The sequence below is a fragment of the Kitasatospora sp. NPDC096140 genome, assembly GCF_040303045.1.
Lineage (GTDB): Bacteria > Actinomycetota > Actinomycetes > Streptomycetales > Streptomycetaceae > Kitasatospora.
This window is the reverse complement of the sequence record NZ_JBEOUW010000029.1, coordinates 61,470-75,346: the sequence shown is the minus strand read 5'-3', so window position 1 is coordinate 75,346 and position 13,877 is coordinate 61,470. Positions and strand designations below refer to the sequence as shown.

General features: G+C 73.1%; 15 protein-coding genes. 7 read left to right on the top strand and 8 right to left on the bottom strand.

Going from position 1 to position 13,877, the window contains the following annotated elements; genetic code table 11:
• The first annotated feature begins 107 nt into the window (after nt 1–107).
• Together ABT048_RS27270 and ABT048_RS27265 are read left to right on the top strand one after the other, a co-directional pair.
• Nucleotides 108–389: a hypothetical protein gene (locus ABT048_RS27270; protein WP_350524146.1), complete on the top strand. Its 282-nt coding sequence runs from the start codon at nt 108–110 to the stop codon at nt 387–389.
• A gap of 207 nt (nt 390–596) precedes the next feature.
• Nucleotides 597–2,207 carry an amino acid permease gene (locus ABT048_RS27265; RefSeq protein WP_350524145.1) on the top strand — a complete coding sequence of 537 codons (1,611 nt, stop codon included), beginning with the start codon at nt 597–599 and terminating at the stop codon, nt 2,205–2,207.
• On the opposite strand, the gene ABT048_RS27260 is transcribed toward ABT048_RS27265, so the two are convergent.
• The 3 genes from ABT048_RS27260 to ABT048_RS27250 all read right to left on the bottom strand — a co-directional run bounded on the left by ABT048_RS27260 (nt 2,158) and on the right by ABT048_RS27250 (nt 5,134).
• A complete protein-coding gene (locus ABT048_RS27260) occupies nt 2,158–2,832 on the bottom strand; it encodes a TetR/AcrR family transcriptional regulator (protein ID WP_350524144.1) in 675 nt (224 codons plus the stop codon). The genes ABT048_RS27265 and ABT048_RS27260 overlap by 50 nt on opposite strands.
• Before the next feature lie 230 nt (nt 2,833–3,062).
• A complete protein-coding gene (locus ABT048_RS27255) occupies nt 3,063–4,244 on the bottom strand; it encodes an MFS transporter (RefSeq protein WP_350524143.1) in 1,182 nt (393 codons plus the stop codon).
• Complete coding sequence (locus ABT048_RS27250) at nt 4,241–5,134, bottom strand: pirin family protein (protein WP_350524142.1); 894 nt, start codon at nt 5,132–5,134, stop codon at nt 4,241–4,243. The genes ABT048_RS27255 and ABT048_RS27250 overlap by 4 nt, the downstream gene beginning before the upstream one ends.
• A gap of 194 nt (nt 5,135–5,328) precedes the next feature.
• On the opposite strand from ABT048_RS27250, the gene ABT048_RS27245 reads away from it, so the two are divergent.
• Together ABT048_RS27245 and ABT048_RS27240 are read left to right on the top strand one after the other, a co-directional pair.
• On the top strand, nt 5,329–5,901 hold the full coding sequence (locus ABT048_RS27245; protein ID WP_350524141.1) for an NADPH-dependent FMN reductase: 573 nt from the start codon (nt 5,329–5,331) through the stop codon (nt 5,899–5,901).
• Between the two features lie 271 nt (nt 5,902–6,172).
• A complete protein-coding gene (locus ABT048_RS27240) occupies nt 6,173–6,496 on the top strand; it encodes a hypothetical protein (protein WP_350524140.1) in 324 nt (107 codons plus the stop codon).
• Nucleotides 6,497–6,695: 199 nt separating this feature from the next.
• On the opposite strand, the gene ABT048_RS27235 is transcribed toward ABT048_RS27240, so the two are convergent.
• Both ABT048_RS27235 and ABT048_RS27230 read right to left on the bottom strand, forming a co-directional pair.
• Nucleotides 6,696–8,168, bottom strand: a complete 1,473-nt coding sequence (locus ABT048_RS27235) for a lipase family protein (RefSeq protein WP_350524189.1) — start codon at nt 8,166–8,168, stop codon at nt 6,696–6,698.
• A gap of 279 nt (nt 8,169–8,447) precedes the next feature.
• On the bottom strand, nt 8,448–8,897 hold the full coding sequence (locus tag ABT048_RS27230) for an ester cyclase (protein ID WP_350524139.1): 450 nt from the start codon (nt 8,895–8,897) through the stop codon (nt 8,448–8,450).
• Between the two features lie 109 nt (nt 8,898–9,006).
• Between ABT048_RS27230 and ABT048_RS27225 the strand changes: the two genes are divergently transcribed.
• On the top strand, nt 9,007–9,687 hold the full coding sequence (locus ABT048_RS27225) for a TetR/AcrR family transcriptional regulator C-terminal domain-containing protein (RefSeq protein ID WP_350524138.1): 681 nt from the start codon (nt 9,007–9,009) through the stop codon (nt 9,685–9,687).
• A gap of 92 nt (nt 9,688–9,779) precedes the next feature.
• On the opposite strand, the gene ABT048_RS27220 is transcribed toward ABT048_RS27225, so the two are convergent.
• On the bottom strand, nt 9,780–10,697 hold the full coding sequence (locus ABT048_RS27220; protein WP_350524137.1) for an NmrA family NAD(P)-binding protein: 918 nt from the start codon (nt 10,695–10,697) through the stop codon (nt 9,780–9,782).
• The gene (locus ABT048_RS27215; RefSeq protein ID WP_350524188.1) at nt 10,697–11,122 is read right to left on the bottom strand and encodes a nuclear transport factor 2 family protein; all 426 of its coding nucleotides are present in this window, start codon (nt 11,120–11,122) and stop codon (nt 10,697–10,699) included. Before ABT048_RS27215 ends, ABT048_RS27220 begins: the two co-directional genes overlap by 1 nt.
• Nucleotides 11,123–11,260: 138 nt before the next feature.
• Here ABT048_RS27215 and ABT048_RS27210 point away from each other — a divergent pair, with 138 nt between their 5' ends.
• Nucleotides 11,261–11,956: a TetR/AcrR family transcriptional regulator gene (locus ABT048_RS27210; protein WP_350524136.1), complete on the top strand. Its 696-nt coding sequence runs from the start codon at nt 11,261–11,263 to the stop codon at nt 11,954–11,956.
• Between the two features lie 275 nt (nt 11,957–12,231).
• Here the strand turns inward: ABT048_RS27210 and ABT048_RS27205 are convergent, their stop codons facing one another.
• Nucleotides 12,232–12,789, bottom strand: a complete 558-nt coding sequence (locus ABT048_RS27205) for a DUF3291 domain-containing protein (RefSeq protein ID WP_350524135.1) — start codon at nt 12,787–12,789, stop codon at nt 12,232–12,234.
• A gap of 369 nt (nt 12,790–13,158) precedes the next feature.
• On the opposite strand from ABT048_RS27205, the gene ABT048_RS27200 reads away from it, so the two are divergent.
• A complete protein-coding gene (locus tag ABT048_RS27200; protein WP_350524134.1) occupies nt 13,159–13,872 on the top strand; it encodes a GntR family transcriptional regulator in 714 nt (237 codons plus the stop codon).
• Nucleotides 13,873–13,877 lie beyond the last annotated feature (5 nt).

The following is a 13,877-nucleotide window of genomic DNA, read 5'->3' as shown; positions in this document are numbered from 1 at the left end:
GATCCGGGTCACACATCGAGGTCGGGGGGTGATCGTGCGGCAGCCTCCTACAGCTCCTTCGAGGCCGCCCGAGGGGACGGCCGCACCGGACACCGCAAGGAGCGCCCGTGAACACCCCCAGCACCGAAGCCCGCCCCCGCCTCCAGCCCCGCCCTCAGCCCCGCCCTCACCTCCGCCCTCGTCTCCGGACGCGGGACGCCTCCGCCGGCCGGCGGCTGCCGCGGCCCGACCTGCGGTGGGCGCCGGTCTCCCCCATCGCAACCGCGGCACTGATCGGCTCCAGGGCCCCGCACGACCACTACCTGATCGCCGCCGTTGTCCTGCTCACCATCACCGCCCAGGTCTGCGACACACTCAGGGCCATCCACGCCGTCAGGCCCGATGCCTGACCCCAACGGCCGCAGGATGCCGAGCAGTTGTACGGAGCGTTGCCCGCCGGCACGGCCGGGTCAAGGCCGGGTCCGCGTCCCCGACAGCCGTCCCGCACTCCGGTCGGCGGGTGTCCACGCCTCGATCGGACCGGTCCGAGGACTTGATCATGACGGGTGGTCGGGGACAGGATCTCCCCCGGTTGGATCACAACGGGGGGAGCCGAGATGCCGGACCGGTCGGTCAGTCATGGGCTGAGACAGCGCCACATCGCCATGATCGCGTTGGGCGGTGCGATCGGAGCCGGGCTGTTCGTCGGCTCCGGTGTCGGGATCGCCGCGGCGGGGCCCGGGATCGTGGTGTCGTACGCGGTGGCCGGGGTTCTCACGGTGCTGGTCATGCGGATGCTCGGGGAGATGTCCGCCGCCCACCCCGGCTCCGGGTCGTTCTCCGCGCACGCCACCCGCGCCTGGGGGCCGTGGGCCGGGCTGCTGGCCGGCTGGATGTACTGGGCGCTGCTGGTGGTGAGCGTGGCCGCGGAGGCGATCGGGGCGTCCCGGATCGTGGCGGGATGGCTGCCGCAGGTGCCGGCCTGGGTGTGGGTGGCGGCGTTCATGGCGCTGTTCACCGGGACGAACCTGGCGGGTGTGCGGCACTTCGGTGAGCTGGAGTTCTGGTTCGCCGGGGTGAAGGTCGCCTCGATCTGCGCGTTCATCCTGCTCGGCGCCGCTGCCGCGCTCACCGGCCGGACACCTGCCACGGAGAACCTGACCGCGCACGGCGGCCTGCTGCCGCACGGCTGGCACGGGGTCGCGGTGGGCACCATCGCGGCGGTGTTCGCGTACGGCGGGCTGGAGACGGTGACCATCGCCGCCGCCGAGTGCGAGGACCCGGTGGGCGCGGTACGCCGGGCGGTGCGCACGGTGCTGTGGCGGGTGGCGCTGTTCTACATCGGCTCGATGGCGGTGATCGTCGCCGTGGTGCCGTGGGACGACCCCGCGGTCGCCGACGGCCCGTACGCGGCGGCGATCGGCCGGATCGGGGTGCCGGGCGCGGCGCAGCTGATGAACGCCGTCGTGCTGGTGGCCCTGCTGTCGGCGATGAACGCCAACATCTACGGCTCCTCGCGGATGCTGCACGCCCTCGCCGCCCGCGGCGACGCCCCGCGTCTGCTGACCCGCGGCGGCCGGCCGGCCGAACGCGGCGGCGGCTCGGCCGACGCGCCCGGCGCCTCCACCGCCCCGACCGGCACCGGCCGCGCCGTGCTCGCCTCGGCCGCGTTCGGCTTCTCGTCGGTGGTGCTCAGCCTGGTGTGGCCGCGGACCGTCTTCCCGTTCCTGCTGAACTCGATCGGAGCGGCGATCCTGGTGGTCTGGATCCTGATCGCCGCCTCCCACCTACGGCTTCACGGCCGGCAGCGGCACACGGACGCGCGGGATCGGCACGGGCCGGAGCAGGAGTGCGAGCCTCAGCAGGAGTGCGGGCCGGAGCAGGAGCACGGGCCGCAGCCGGTGGCCCCGATGCGGGGCTTCCCTTACCTGGGCGGCTGCCTGGCGCTCGCGGCGATGGCCGGGGTGCTGGTGTTCATGCTGGTCGACCCGGGCAGCCGCAGCCAGGTGCTCTGCACCGGCGCGTGGACGGCGGTGCTGCTGCTGGTGGCCGGGCTGCGGCGGCGCCGTCGCCGGCCGGACGCCGGTCCGGCCGCGGTACCGACGGCTGCTGCTCCGACCGTGACGGGCGCCCCGACCGTGACGGGCGCTCCGGCCGCCGGGCCCGCCGTCGCCGTGGTCACTGCTCCCGTGCGTACCGCGCCAGGAACAGGTCGACCCCGGAGATGATCATCCGGTGCATCTCGGCCTCGTCCAGTTCGGCTTCCGGGCTGAACGTCCGCACCAGCTGCGGCACGCCCACGGTGCAGGCGACCAGCTGCTGCACGGCCAGCGCCGGGTCCTCCACCGCGAGCACTCCGCGGCGGTCCAGTTCGGCGAAGGCCTCGACCAGCGGGCCGTTGTTCATGTCGTAGCTGACCCGGTACCAGAGCTGGCCGAGCTGCGGGAAGCGGTCGATCTCGCCGATCACCAGTCGGCGCAGCGACATGATGTCGGGGCGCAGCAGGATGCGGGTCCAGTCGAGGGTGAGCGTGATCAGCGCGGAGCGCAGGTCGTCGGCCTCGGCGATGGTGGAGTTCCACGGCTTGAGGTCTTCGTAGGTGGTGGGCAGTATGCCGCCGATCACCGCGAGGAAGAGCCGTTCCTTGTTCCCGAAGTGCTTGTAGATGGTTGCCTTCGAGACGCCGGACCGCGCGGTGATGGCGTCCATCGAGGCGGCGGAGTAGCCCTCCTTGAGGAATTCGGCCAGCGCGGCGTCGATGATCGCCTGCCGGCGCCGCTGGGCGGCGTCGACCGGGCTCGGGATGATCGGGATGCCGAACTCGTCGATCGGCTGGGGGCTGTCGGCGGCCATCGGGGCGCTCCTCGGGGTACTCGGGGGAGACGGTACGGGCCAGTATAGGAAACTGAACGGTTCGGTCCTACGCCTGACGCCTGACGCCCGGCGCCCGGCCCGGACGCGAGCCGGCCGGCGCTCCGGCCGACGCTCCGGCCGGCGTGCGGGAGAACCGGCAGCACCCGGCCGGCATCCGGCCGGCCCCGGCGGCCCGGCGGCGCGCCCGGTCAGTGCACCGGCGAGGCGGACTACGGGCCCAGCCCTGCGATCCGCTCGCCGAGCGCCGCCAGCTGCGGACCGAGCGCCGCGCCGAGCAGGAACACCAGGTTGAACAGCCCGATGGCCTCCGGCCGCCGCTGCGGCGCCACGGCCTCGGCGGCGACTCCGGTCAGGATTCCCTGGCCGCCGGCGTTGACGCAGGCGCTGGCCCCGGCGCCGAGCAGCACCAGCGGTGCCCAGGGGCCGAGCGCAGCGAGCGCGAGTGCGGCGAACGAGACGCCGAGCAGCAGGCCGGTGGTCCGCTGCAGGCCCAGCCGGGGCGCGGCGCGCACCAGTGACCAGGAGAGCAGTGCACCGGTCAGGGTGGCGAGCGAGCCGACGGCGCCGGTCCCGACGACGCTCCATCCGGTCAGCGCGGCAGCCCGCCGAGGTGCGGCGTACACCAGGCCGAAGTTGACGGTCGCCAGGACCAGCATCACCGCCGCGACGGCCCGGAACCGCCGCACCGCCAAGGCGTCCAGGCCCAGGAACGGGCGCCACGCCGCCCCCGCCCCCGCCTCCGCGCGCTGCGCCGGCCCCGGCTCCGGCTCCGGTCCGCCGCACCCGCGCAGGGCGGCCGGCAGCGCCGCCAGGGTCAGCACCGGCAGCACCAGGCAGGCCCGCCAGCCCAGCCCGGCCGCCACCGCCGCGCCGATGAACAGCCCGGCGGTACCGCCCGCCGCGCTGCCGATCGCGACGACCCCGGAGGCTCGTCCGTCCGGTTGGCGCGCGGCCAGCTGGAAGGCGGCCACGTTGAACCCGGCCGCTCCGACCGCCATCACAGCGCGCCCGGCGACCAGCGGGCCGAGGGCCGCCCCCGCGGCGAGCGTGACCAGCACGCCGAGCAGCAGCGCCCCCGCGGAGGCGAGCAGCAGCGCCCGGGGGCCGCGCCGCCCGGCAGTGCCGGTGAGCAGGGGGGTGCCGAGCATCATGCCGAGCCCGTAGGCACTCATCAGCCAGGCGGCGGAGTCGAGGCCGACGTGCACCTCCCGCGCGATGGCGGGCAGGACGAGGCTCGGACCGGAGAGCCCGGCCGCCCCCGGGGCGGCGACCGCCGCGAGCAGCAGGCCGGTCCGGAGCGACCCCCGTACGCCCCGGCCGGCGCTGCCCGCCGACGGCTCCACCGGGAGCGTGCCCGCCCCGGCCGCCGTGTTCGGCTCTCCCGGACTCATTCCGGGATCCTCCCGAACTTTCCGTTCGAGAAGTCGAGTTGGGCCTGCCGCAGCTCGGCCGCGGTGTTCATCACGAACGGGCCGCCGCGGGCCACCGGCTCGCCGATCGGCTCGCCGGCCAGGACCAGCACCTCGGCCGGGCCGTCCGGCGCGGCGACGGCGATCCGCTCGCCGTCGTACGCCAGCACCGCGAGTTGACCGTCCGCCAGCGGCGCGTCGGGCAGTTCGACGGCGCCGGAGAGCACGTAGACGGCGGCGTTGTGGCCGACCGGCGCGGTGAACTCGACCTGCCCGCCGGCGGGCAGCACGGCGTGCGCGAGCAGGACCGGCACGTGGGTCTCGAAGGGTCCGGCCACGCCGTGGCTGCGGCCCGCGATCACCTTGACCCGGCTGCCGTCCTCGGTGTGCACCACCGGGATGGTGTCGGGCCCCTGGTTCTGGCTGCGGGCCGGGAGGTCCTTCAGCCGGGCGGGCAGGTTCACCCAGATCTGGAGCATGTGCTGGCGACCGCCGTGGGCGAGCAGTTCGGCGGTCGGCTCGTTGGAGTGGACGATGCCGGCGCCGGCAGTGAGCCATTCGACCTCGCCGGCGACGCTGGTGCCGCGCCGACCGGTCGAGTCGGCCCAGTCCATCGAGCCCTCGATGAGGTAGGAGACCGCCTCGAAACCGCGGTGCGGGTGGGCGGGGGCACCCTTGGCCTCCCCGGGGGCGAGCAGTAGCGGACCGGTCTGGTCGACCATCAGGAACGGGTCGAGCATCGGGAGTTCGGCCACCGGGAACGGGCGGCGGACGGGGAAGCCGGCGCCCTCGAAGGTGTGCACGGGATCGATGACGGTGGCGGTCGAACGGACGGGGGCGGCCTGGGCCGCGGCGAGCTGAGTCGTCGTCATGCCGGAACTGAACTACACGATTCAGTTCATAGTCAAGACTGAACCGTATGGTTGACGCATTGAACTGAACGGTTTAGATTCCTCGGCGTCGGAACGACCGCCGGCCCCGCAGCCGACCCGCACCGGGCAGGCCGCCACCCGCACCCCTGCGCACCCACCGCACCCACCACACCCACCAGCAAAGGAACGCCACCATGACCGCGTCCAAGGTCTTCGCCATCTCCGGCTCGCTGCGCGCCGACTCCCACAACACCGCACTGCTGCGCGCCGCCCGGAAGTTCAACCCGGCCGGCATGGAGATCGAGATCTACGACGGCCTGCGCGACATCCCGCCGTACGACTACGACCTCGACCATCCCGGCCTGCGCCCGGCCGTCGTCGAGGAGCTGCGCCGCAAGGTGCTCGACGCGGACGGACTGCTGATCGCCACCCCCGAGTTCAACTACTCGATCCCCGGCGTCCTGAAGAACGCCCTGGACTGGCTGAGCACCGACTGGAGCAAGACCGAGGGCCTGCCGCTGCACCGCAAGCCCACCGCGATCATGGGCGCCGCACCCACCAACTTCGGCTCGGTCCGCGCCCAGCTGGCGCTGCGCCAGGTCTTCGTCTGGACCGACAGCGACGTCGTGGTCAAGCCCGAGCTGGTGGCCTTCCGCTCGCACGAGCGCTTCGACGGCGAGGGCGAGCTGATCGACGAGGGCACCGTCGGCATCCTCAAGGACCTGCTCACCGCCCTCCAGGGCAAGATCGACGCCGCCCGCTCCTGACGCCCGACGCCTGACGTCCGACGCCGTCGGTCCCACCGACACCTGACGCGGTCCCCGGGCCACCCGCCCGACTGCCCGGCCCCGCCCGGCACCACAACGCACCGCACCACATCGCACCCCGATGCCCGCCGCCCCCACGCGGCTCGAAGCCCCGCCGAACCCGGCGGGGCTTCGCCACACCTGCGGTGCCCGCCCCCACGAACACCCGACCACCTCCGGCGATCCGCGCCCGCTCGTGGCGCCCGACGGTGTTGTTCGACAGGATGTTCCGGTGACGAACCTGACCCGGATCTGGACGACGACCCGCACCAACTTCCGCGCGGCCGACCGGGTCGAGCGGTGGACCGCACGCGCTGCCTGGGCGATGCTGACCGCCACGGCCTGGCTGGCCGTGATGTTCACGACGGTCTGGGGAGCCATGGTCGCCGGGGTCCCCACCGATGTCGTGGGATGGCTGGCCATCTTCCTGTCGCTCGCTGTCCCCCTCGTCTCCTGGATCGCCATCACCTCCGAGCCCGACGGACGTCCCGGTGCACCGGCGTTGACGGTCGTCCTCCTGCTGGCGGCGACCGTGCTCGTCATCACCTTCATCTGAGTCGACGCAGGTCAGCCGCCCGGCCCGCGCGCCCCGGCACTGGTCGACTCACAGCGCGCGAAGGCCTCGTGGCGGGCCGCTGTACGGGATCATCCGGCCCGCCCCACACGCCGCGGCCCGGCCGATGCGGAGAGGCGATCCTCCCGGCGGCCGCCCCGTCGGCGGCCACGCCGCCGGCGGGGTGATCACGAAGCCGGTCTCACAGTCCCTTGTAGGTGAACTCGGCCGCCGGGCCGGTCGGGGACGAGTAGCCGTTCGACAGCACGGTGACGTCGATGGTGCTGGGCTTGCCGATGCCGATGGTCGGGGCGGGCACGGTGGCGACGAGCTCGCTGGGCGCGCCAGTGCGCTTGACCTGGACGGACGGGGAGGGGTTCGTACCGAAGAAGACCTTCGCGTCGGAGCCGAAGTTGACGCCGGTGATGGTGACGGAGTCGCCCTTGCGGCCGCTGTCCGCGCTCAGGCCGGTGACGATCACCGGGGCGGGGCCGCCGTAGGCGAAGCGGCCGAAGGGGACCGCCGGCGAGGTCCCGAGGTCGTTGGTGACCCGGACGTCGACCACGCCGACACCGGGAGGTGCGGGGACGGTGACCGCGGTGCCGTCGCCGCTGACGACCGGGTCCTGGCACGGGACCGTGCCGAAGTCGACCGCCGTGCCCGGGCCGAAGCCGGTACCGGCGACGACGACCGCGCTGCCGCCCTCGCCGACATTGGCGGAAATGGCCCGCACCACCGGGCCCGGCAGCACGTCGGGGGCACCGAGCAGGCCCAGGTAGGTGGAGTTGGCGTGCTGGAAGGCGACCTGGCCCATGAAGTCCTGCAGCGACTTCTTGACCATGACCGGGTCGTAGTCGCTCTGGTAGTCCGGGTGCAGCGGGTTGGCGTTGCCCGGCTGGGTGTAGCCGTGGGGGCCGGGCAGGGAGGCGATCGCCGTGATGACGGCGTCGACGTCGTCGTTCGCCGCCGGGCCGGGCGGATCCGGGTACCACTTCTTGGCGGCGTCGAGGTTCGTCCAGGCCTGCGGCACCAGGTCCCAGGTGTTGTAGTAGCGCTCGTTGGCGACCCAGCTCAGGGAGTCGACGTACGTCGCGAAGTCGGAACCCCCGGCGGTCGGGGCGGCGAAGGTGTAGAGACCGAACCGCGGGGTGACGTTCTGCCAGGTCTGCGCCTGCAGGTAGGGCGCGACCATGGTGGCGATGCAGCCGCCCAGACTGTGGCCGATCACGTAGACGGAGGGGGTCTGTGCGGCCCCCGCGAGGGCCTCGGCGAGCGCCTCCACCAGGGTGTTGCCCGCCGCGGTCATGGTGACGACCTGGTTGAACGCCTCCATCGCGCCCTTGGAGACGGACACCGGGGAGTGTGGCGAGCCGACGGCGGTGAACGGCACCACCGTGCCCACGTCGAGGTCCTCCAGCAGGTCGGTGACGTTGGCGACCGTGCCGCGCAGCACCACGGCGAACGCGTTGGCGGAACGGCTCGCGGCCAGGTACGCCATGTTCGCGTTGTCCGGGCTCAGCGCCAGCCACTGAAGGCTCCAGTCGCCCCCCGTCGCGAGCGAAGGCGCGGCCAACTGCCGGCCGACGCCCTGGAAGGCCCTGCTCTGCTGCTGCGCCGGCGTCTCGCCCGACGGACGCGGGGTGGCCGCGGTCGCCGCGATCGCCGCCAGTGTCATGGCCACTTGGGGCATGGTTGCCGTGCTCTGTTCCGTCGGCATGCGTACTCCCTGGGAACGGAATGCCTCACCGGTCGGGGAGGCTCCATCTGGTTTCCGCCGCGAGCGCCTGACGATGTGCCCGGACACGGGACGTCATTCCATCGGGCGCGTACCGTCGCCCGGAACGAGGCGCGGGTGCGCACGCCGATCACCACCCGGTCACCACCTGATCACCGTCCGCGACATCCGGATGCCGCACCGCGCCCTCGGGCTCGCAGGCCGGGCACCGGGATCGGGTCAGTCCGTGGTCGGCCAGTCCCAGCCGAGCTGGACGAACATGCCGAGGCGGTCGCTCACGGCGCGGATCTCGACGATCCGGCCGGCGCGGACGGTGAAGATCCAGATCTGCTCGACGTCGCAGCGGCGGTTGGTCGGCTCGGGCATCCGGGCGTGGTAGCCCGTGTGCACACCGGCCACCCGCAGCCGGGCGACGACCTCGTCGTCCTCGGCGATGAGCTGCTCGATGTGGAAGCCGTCGCCCTCGGCCTCGGTGCTGAAGGCGGCCAGCTGGAGGCGGAAGCCCTCGATGGCGGCGCCGGGGGCGTCCTCCTCACCAAAGATGATCTTGTTGTGGTCGATGACCGACGGGGAGAGCAGCTGCACCCAGCCCTCACCGGAGCGGTCGTTGAGCGCGGCGACGAAGTCGCGGATGACCTGCTTGTTGGCGGTGGTCGTGGTGGTCGACATGGTGATTCCCCCTGTGGCGGCTTGTTTCTTACGCGGTAAGTTTCGCTGGGAACGAGTGTTCTCTTATGCTGTAAGAAAGTCAAGCCCGTACGGGGAGGTGGAGGAGCGGATGACGGAAACTGCGGAGACGGCGGAGCGTCAGACGCCCAGGCGCGGCCGGGGCGAGCGGGTCGGGCTGAGCAGGCAGCAGGTCCTCGACGCGGCGCTCGGCCTGGTCGACCGGGACGGGCTCAAGGGCCTGACGATGCGCTCGCTCGGCCAGGAGCTGGGCGTGGAGGCGATGACCCTCTACCATTACGTGCCCAACAAGGACGCCCTGCTGGACGGCCTGGTGGAGCAGGTGTTCACGGCGGCGACACCCGCCCTGGACGGCTCGGCCGACTGGCGCACGGCCCTGCACGCGTACGCCACCGCCCTGCGCGAGGGCCTGCTACGGCACCCGGCCGTGCTGCCGCTCGCCACCTCCCGGCCCGCCGTCACCCCGGCCACCCTCGACGACCTCGAAGCCCTGCTGCACCTGCTCACGGCCGGCGGCTTCCCGCTCGGCCGCGCCCTGCACGCGCTCAACTCCCTTGCCGTGTTCGTGATCGGCCACGCGACGGCGGAGGCCCGGATCGTGGTCGGAGCCGAGGAGGCCGGTGGCGCCGACTGGCTGGCCGCGCTCGATGCGGAGCGGTACCCGCTGCTGATCCGCGCCGCGACCGAGGGGACCGGCACGGACGACGCCGAACGGTTCGCCTTCGCACTCGACGCCCTGCTGCTCGGCTTCGACGCGCTGCGCTCGGGCTGAGGCGCAGGCAGAGGCACGACCGGCGCCACCGGAGCGCCGTCCGGGCCGTCCATCCCTCCGGGCGGGTCGGGGATATCAGGGGCCGGCGCGGGTCATCGGCCGGGGCGCAGCTCCCGTTCGGCGACCTGCCGGAAGCCGTGCGGCGGGCGGCCGGTGACGCGTCGGACGGTGTCGGTGGTCCGGTCCTCGGCCCCCTCCGCGATGGCCCGGTCCATGTCGGCGAGCAACCCGGCGAACTCCGCCGGCATCAGGGCGGCGAGGCGGTCGCGCAGTTCCTCGTGCGTCAGGCTGCGGTGGACCACCGGACGGCCGGTGACCTCCGCGGCGATCGCGGCGATGTCGTCGTGGGTGAGTGCGTCCGGGCCGGTCAGGATCAGGTCCGCGTTGGGCGCGGGGTCGTCGGTGAGGGCGTGCACGGCGACGGCGGCGATGTCATCGGCATCGACGAAGCCGATCCGGCCGGCCCCGGCCGCGGTGAGGATCGTGCCGTCCTCGCGGATACTGCGGGCGTGCAGGTGCTCGCCGGTGAAGTTCTGCATGAACCAGGAGGGGCGCAGCACCGCCCACTCGTCGAACAGCCCCGGCAGGGCCCGGTGGACGACGCCCACGGCCGGCCCGCCCTCGGGCACGGCCGAGGAGCTGAGGAGCACTGCGCGGCGCACCCCGGCGGTGCGGGCGCGGCGCAGGAAGGGCAGCATGACCGCGGCCGGGTCGGGCTCGCCGACGGGCGGGACGAGGTACACGCGCTCCGTTCCGGCCAGGGCGTCGTCGAAGGTGGCGGGGTCGTACCAGTCGAAGCGCACCGGCTCCGCACCGGCTGGTGCGGTCGCGGGCGCGGTGGCGGGTTCAGCGACGCGCCGGCTGGCCGCCCTGACGCGGTGTCCGGCGGCGAGCAGCAGCGCGGCCGTTCGGCTGCCGGTCGTGCCGGTGGCGCCGGTGACCAGGACGGTCCCGACGGCCGGGGCTGCGCCGGGGGTGCCGGCGGCCGGGGCGGTGGAGGCGTCCGTCATCAGGCAGCGCTCCCGGCGAAGTCCAGGCCCGGTTGCCGGACGGCGAGGGGGTTCCAGTAGTCGCGGTAGGAGGTGAACCGCCCGTCCCGGACGGTCACGACGGCGATGTAGGTCATGTCGAAGGGGCCTCCGGTCCGGACGAGCCGACCCACCCCGCGCATCTCCACGACGACGGTCGCGGGGTCGGTCGTCCGGTGGATCTGCACCTCCGGGAAGTCGTGCAGCTCGATGTGGTCGGGGTAGTCGCGCATGTAGGCGGCGACGGCCTCCTGTCCGTCCAGCCGCCGCGGCCACCCGGGCGGGGCGAACGGGAACTCCATGACGCCGTCCTCGGCCCACAGGCCGACCCAGCCGGGGACGTCCCCGGCCAACAGCAGCCGCAGGCCGTGGCGGAACAACTGCGCGGGCGAGGGGTTCTCGGGCATGGGCGCCTCGGGCGAGGGGTTCGCGGGCATGGGTGTCTCGGGCATACGTGTCTCCGTCCCGTACGATACGGACCAGCGGTCCGCTTCGATGAAAGATACGGACCGCCGGTCCGTATTGCAATCGGAGGTAGCCCGCCCATGCCCGAACCCGCGCCTGCACCTGCGTCTGCACCTGCGTCTGCACCCGATCCCGCCACGCCCGAACCCGCGGGTGCGCCCGGCACTCCGGGCGAACGGAAGCCCCGGAAGGACGCGGTCCGCAACCGGGTAGCCGCCCTCGCGGCCGCCGACACGCTCTTCGCCGCCTCCCGCAGCCCCGAGGACGTCACCATGTCCGACATCGCCGCCGAGGCCGGCGTCGGAAAGGGCACGCTCTTCCGCGCCTTCGGCGACCGCACCGGCCTGATCCGGGCGCTCTACGGGACGCGCCTGGCGCCGCTCATGGAGGCCGTCGAGCACGGCCCGCCGCCGCTGGGGCCCGCCACCCCGCCCCTGGAGCGCGTCCCGGCCCTGCTCGACGCCCTCCTGTGCTTCAAGTTCGACAACCGCCACCTCGCGCTGGCACTGGAGGGCACCGGAGCCGACAGCCCCTACCGGACGGAGCACTACGACCGGTGGCACGCCATGCTCCGGGACCTGCTGCTGCGGACCCCGGCCGCCGCCGGGAGCGACTTCACCGCCCACGCCCTCCTGGCGGCCACCCGCGCCGACCTGGTCGAGCACCTGGCCGGCGAGAAGCACACCTCCCGGGACGAACTCCGTTCCCAGCTCGCGGACTTCACCGGCCGCCTGCTCGGCACCGGCTCGCACCCGGGTACCGCGCCCAGGGAGTGACGACGCCCTGCCGCCCTCCCCCGGGCCTCCTTCCCGAACTCGACCCCCGGGACGGCATGGAGCAGGTGGGGCGCGGGCCGGCGGGCGGGTGAGTGAGCGAGAGGCTGTCGTCGTGATGGAACGGAAGGACTTCCGGACGCTCGTGCGTGGACATCGGCTTTCGGTGCACCGTCCGCTCGGCCCCGGGAGCTGTGCGGCCTCCCGGGGCCGACGGTCGCTCGCCGTCATCCGCGCCGAGGCGCGTGACAGCGAAACGAGTCGTTCAGGCGTCCACGTCAGTGGTCCTGATCACTCGTCGGCCCGATGCCCTTGGTCCTGGCCGGAGTTCCGTCCGGGGCGAACGGGTGGTGGAAGGTGAAGGCGTGCGGCGCGGAGCTGTGGTCGTGGAGGTGCTCCAGCCTGGAAACCCCGTCCCGCCAGGTGGGTATCGCGCCGTCGGAGACCCACCAGAAGACGTAGTTCGGGTGTCCCGACCGCTCGAACCAGTCGTAACGCCTGTTCAGCGCCTCGCGGTGCAGGCCGGTGTAGACGGCGTCGAGGGCGGAGCGCAGGTCGGTCCAGACCGAGAGGGTCGTGGCCAGGGCGGTGGTGTCCGCCGTGCGGCCCTTGTCGTACCAGGCCGGTACGGCGAACTCTCCCCAGGCACCCCAGTCCGCCTCGAAGAACTCTCCCGGGGCGCCGTCCGTCGCTTCGGCATGCCCGAGGTATCCGGGGTGCTGGGCGATCTTCCGGTAGACGACCTCGCCGACGTCGTAGAACTCGCGCGTGAGAGGTGCGGGATCGGCAAGGGGTGACTTCAGGACGCCGAACGTGTACAGAGCAAGATGGGACATGCGTCTCTCCCTGGTTGGGGCTGCCTGGCGTGGACCCGGTTCGGTGGCTTCCGCACGGAGCGAGGGTTCGTGGGGGCATGACGGACTCGGCCCGTCGCGGGCGACCCGGCCTGGAGGAACCCCCCGTGCGCCGCGGGCGGCCACCGACGGCGAGGTGAAGGTAGCCGCCCCGGTGGGGTCCTGTCGAAGTTGCGTTTTCCTTGCTCAAGTGGCTTCTTGCACAGGCCATGGCGGGAACCGGCGGGGTGGCGCCGTCCCCCGCTCCGGGGCCCCGGGAGCCGCCGTGAACAACCGTCAGGTGCCACCCGTCGCCGAGATCGACCATGACATGGATAATCGATTATTGATCTGATCATCTATCATGTAGCCATGGCTCAGACGACCCAGACGACACACACCTCGCCCTCGCCGGGCAAGCAGATGCTCTCCGAGCAGGTCTACGCACACCTGCGGGACGCGATCATGCGCGGGGACCACGCCCCCGGTGACGCCCTCAAACCCCAGGAGCTCGCCAAGGAGCAGGGCGTGAGCCTGGCCGTCGTACGTGAGGCGCTCGTGCGGGTGGTCGGCGAGGGCCTCGCCGACCGGCTGCCCAACCGCGGCTTCGCCGTCCCGGCCTTCTCCGACCGCCGCTGGCAGGAGATCACGGAGGCCCGCCGGGCCATCGAACCGGTCATGCTGCGCATGTCCGTCGAACGCGGCGACGTGGACTGGGAAGCCCGCGTACGGGCCGCCCACCACCGTCTGGCCCGCACCCCGGCGTACGTGCCGGAGGAGGGCAAGCACTACAGCAGCGCCTGGGCCGAGGCCCACCGCCTCTTCCACCGCACCCTGCTGGAGGGGTGCGGCAACCTCGTCCTGCTGGAGACCTTCGACCGGCTGTGGACCGCGAGCGAGCTGGCCCGCCGCTGGTCGGCGCACCGCAACCCCGGCAGGGACGGCCTCCTGGAACATCGCCGCCTGGAGGAGGCGGCCCTCGCCCGAGACGCCGACACCGCAGCCGACGTCCTGACCCGGCACCTCAGCCGGACCGCGGCCGGACTGACCGACTGCCCCCACCACGAGCCCGCGGACGAAGCCTGATGCGC

Excerpts from the sequence above, each read along its gene's own strand:
- ABT048_RS27265 (WP_350524145.1), top strand. The coding sequence starts at position 597 with ATGCCGGACCGGTCGGTCAGTCATGGGCTGAGACAGCGCCACATCGCC.
- ABT048_RS27260 (WP_350524144.1), bottom strand. The coding sequence starts at position 2,832 with ATGGCCGCCGACAGCCCCCAGCCGATCGACGAGTTCGGCATCCCGATC.
- ABT048_RS27255 (WP_350524143.1), bottom strand. The coding sequence starts at position 4,244 with ATGAGTCCGGGAGAGCCGAACACGGCGGCCGGGGCGGGCACGCTCCCG.
- ABT048_RS27250 (WP_350524142.1), bottom strand. The coding sequence starts at position 5,134 with ATGACGACGACTCAGCTCGCCGCGGCCCAGGCCGCCCCCGTCCGTTCG.
- ABT048_RS27245 (WP_350524141.1), top strand. The coding sequence starts at position 5,329 with ATGACCGCGTCCAAGGTCTTCGCCATCTCCGGCTCGCTGCGCGCCGAC.
- ABT048_RS27235 (WP_350524189.1), bottom strand. The coding sequence starts at position 8,168 with ATGACACTGGCGGCGATCGCGGCGACCGCGGCCACCCCGCGTCCGTCG.
- ABT048_RS27230 (WP_350524139.1), bottom strand. The coding sequence starts at position 8,897 with ATGTCGACCACCACGACCACCGCCAACAAGCAGGTCATCCGCGACTTC.
- ABT048_RS27225 (WP_350524138.1), top strand. The coding sequence starts at position 9,007 with ATGACGGAAACTGCGGAGACGGCGGAGCGTCAGACGCCCAGGCGCGGC.
- ABT048_RS27220 (WP_350524137.1), bottom strand. The coding sequence starts at position 10,697 with ATGACGGACGCCTCCACCGCCCCGGCCGCCGGCACCCCCGGCGCAGCC.
- ABT048_RS27215 (WP_350524188.1), bottom strand. The coding sequence starts at position 11,122 with ATGCCCGAGAACCCCTCGCCCGCGCAGTTGTTCCGCCACGGCCTGCGG.
- ABT048_RS27210 (WP_350524136.1), top strand. The coding sequence starts at position 11,261 with ATGCCCGAACCCGCGCCTGCACCTGCGTCTGCACCTGCGTCTGCACCC.
- ABT048_RS27205 (WP_350524135.1), bottom strand. The coding sequence starts at position 12,789 with ATGTCCCATCTTGCTCTGTACACGTTCGGCGTCCTGAAGTCACCCCTT.
- ABT048_RS27200 (WP_350524134.1), top strand. The coding sequence starts at position 13,159 with ATGGCTCAGACGACCCAGACGACACACACCTCGCCCTCGCCGGGCAAG.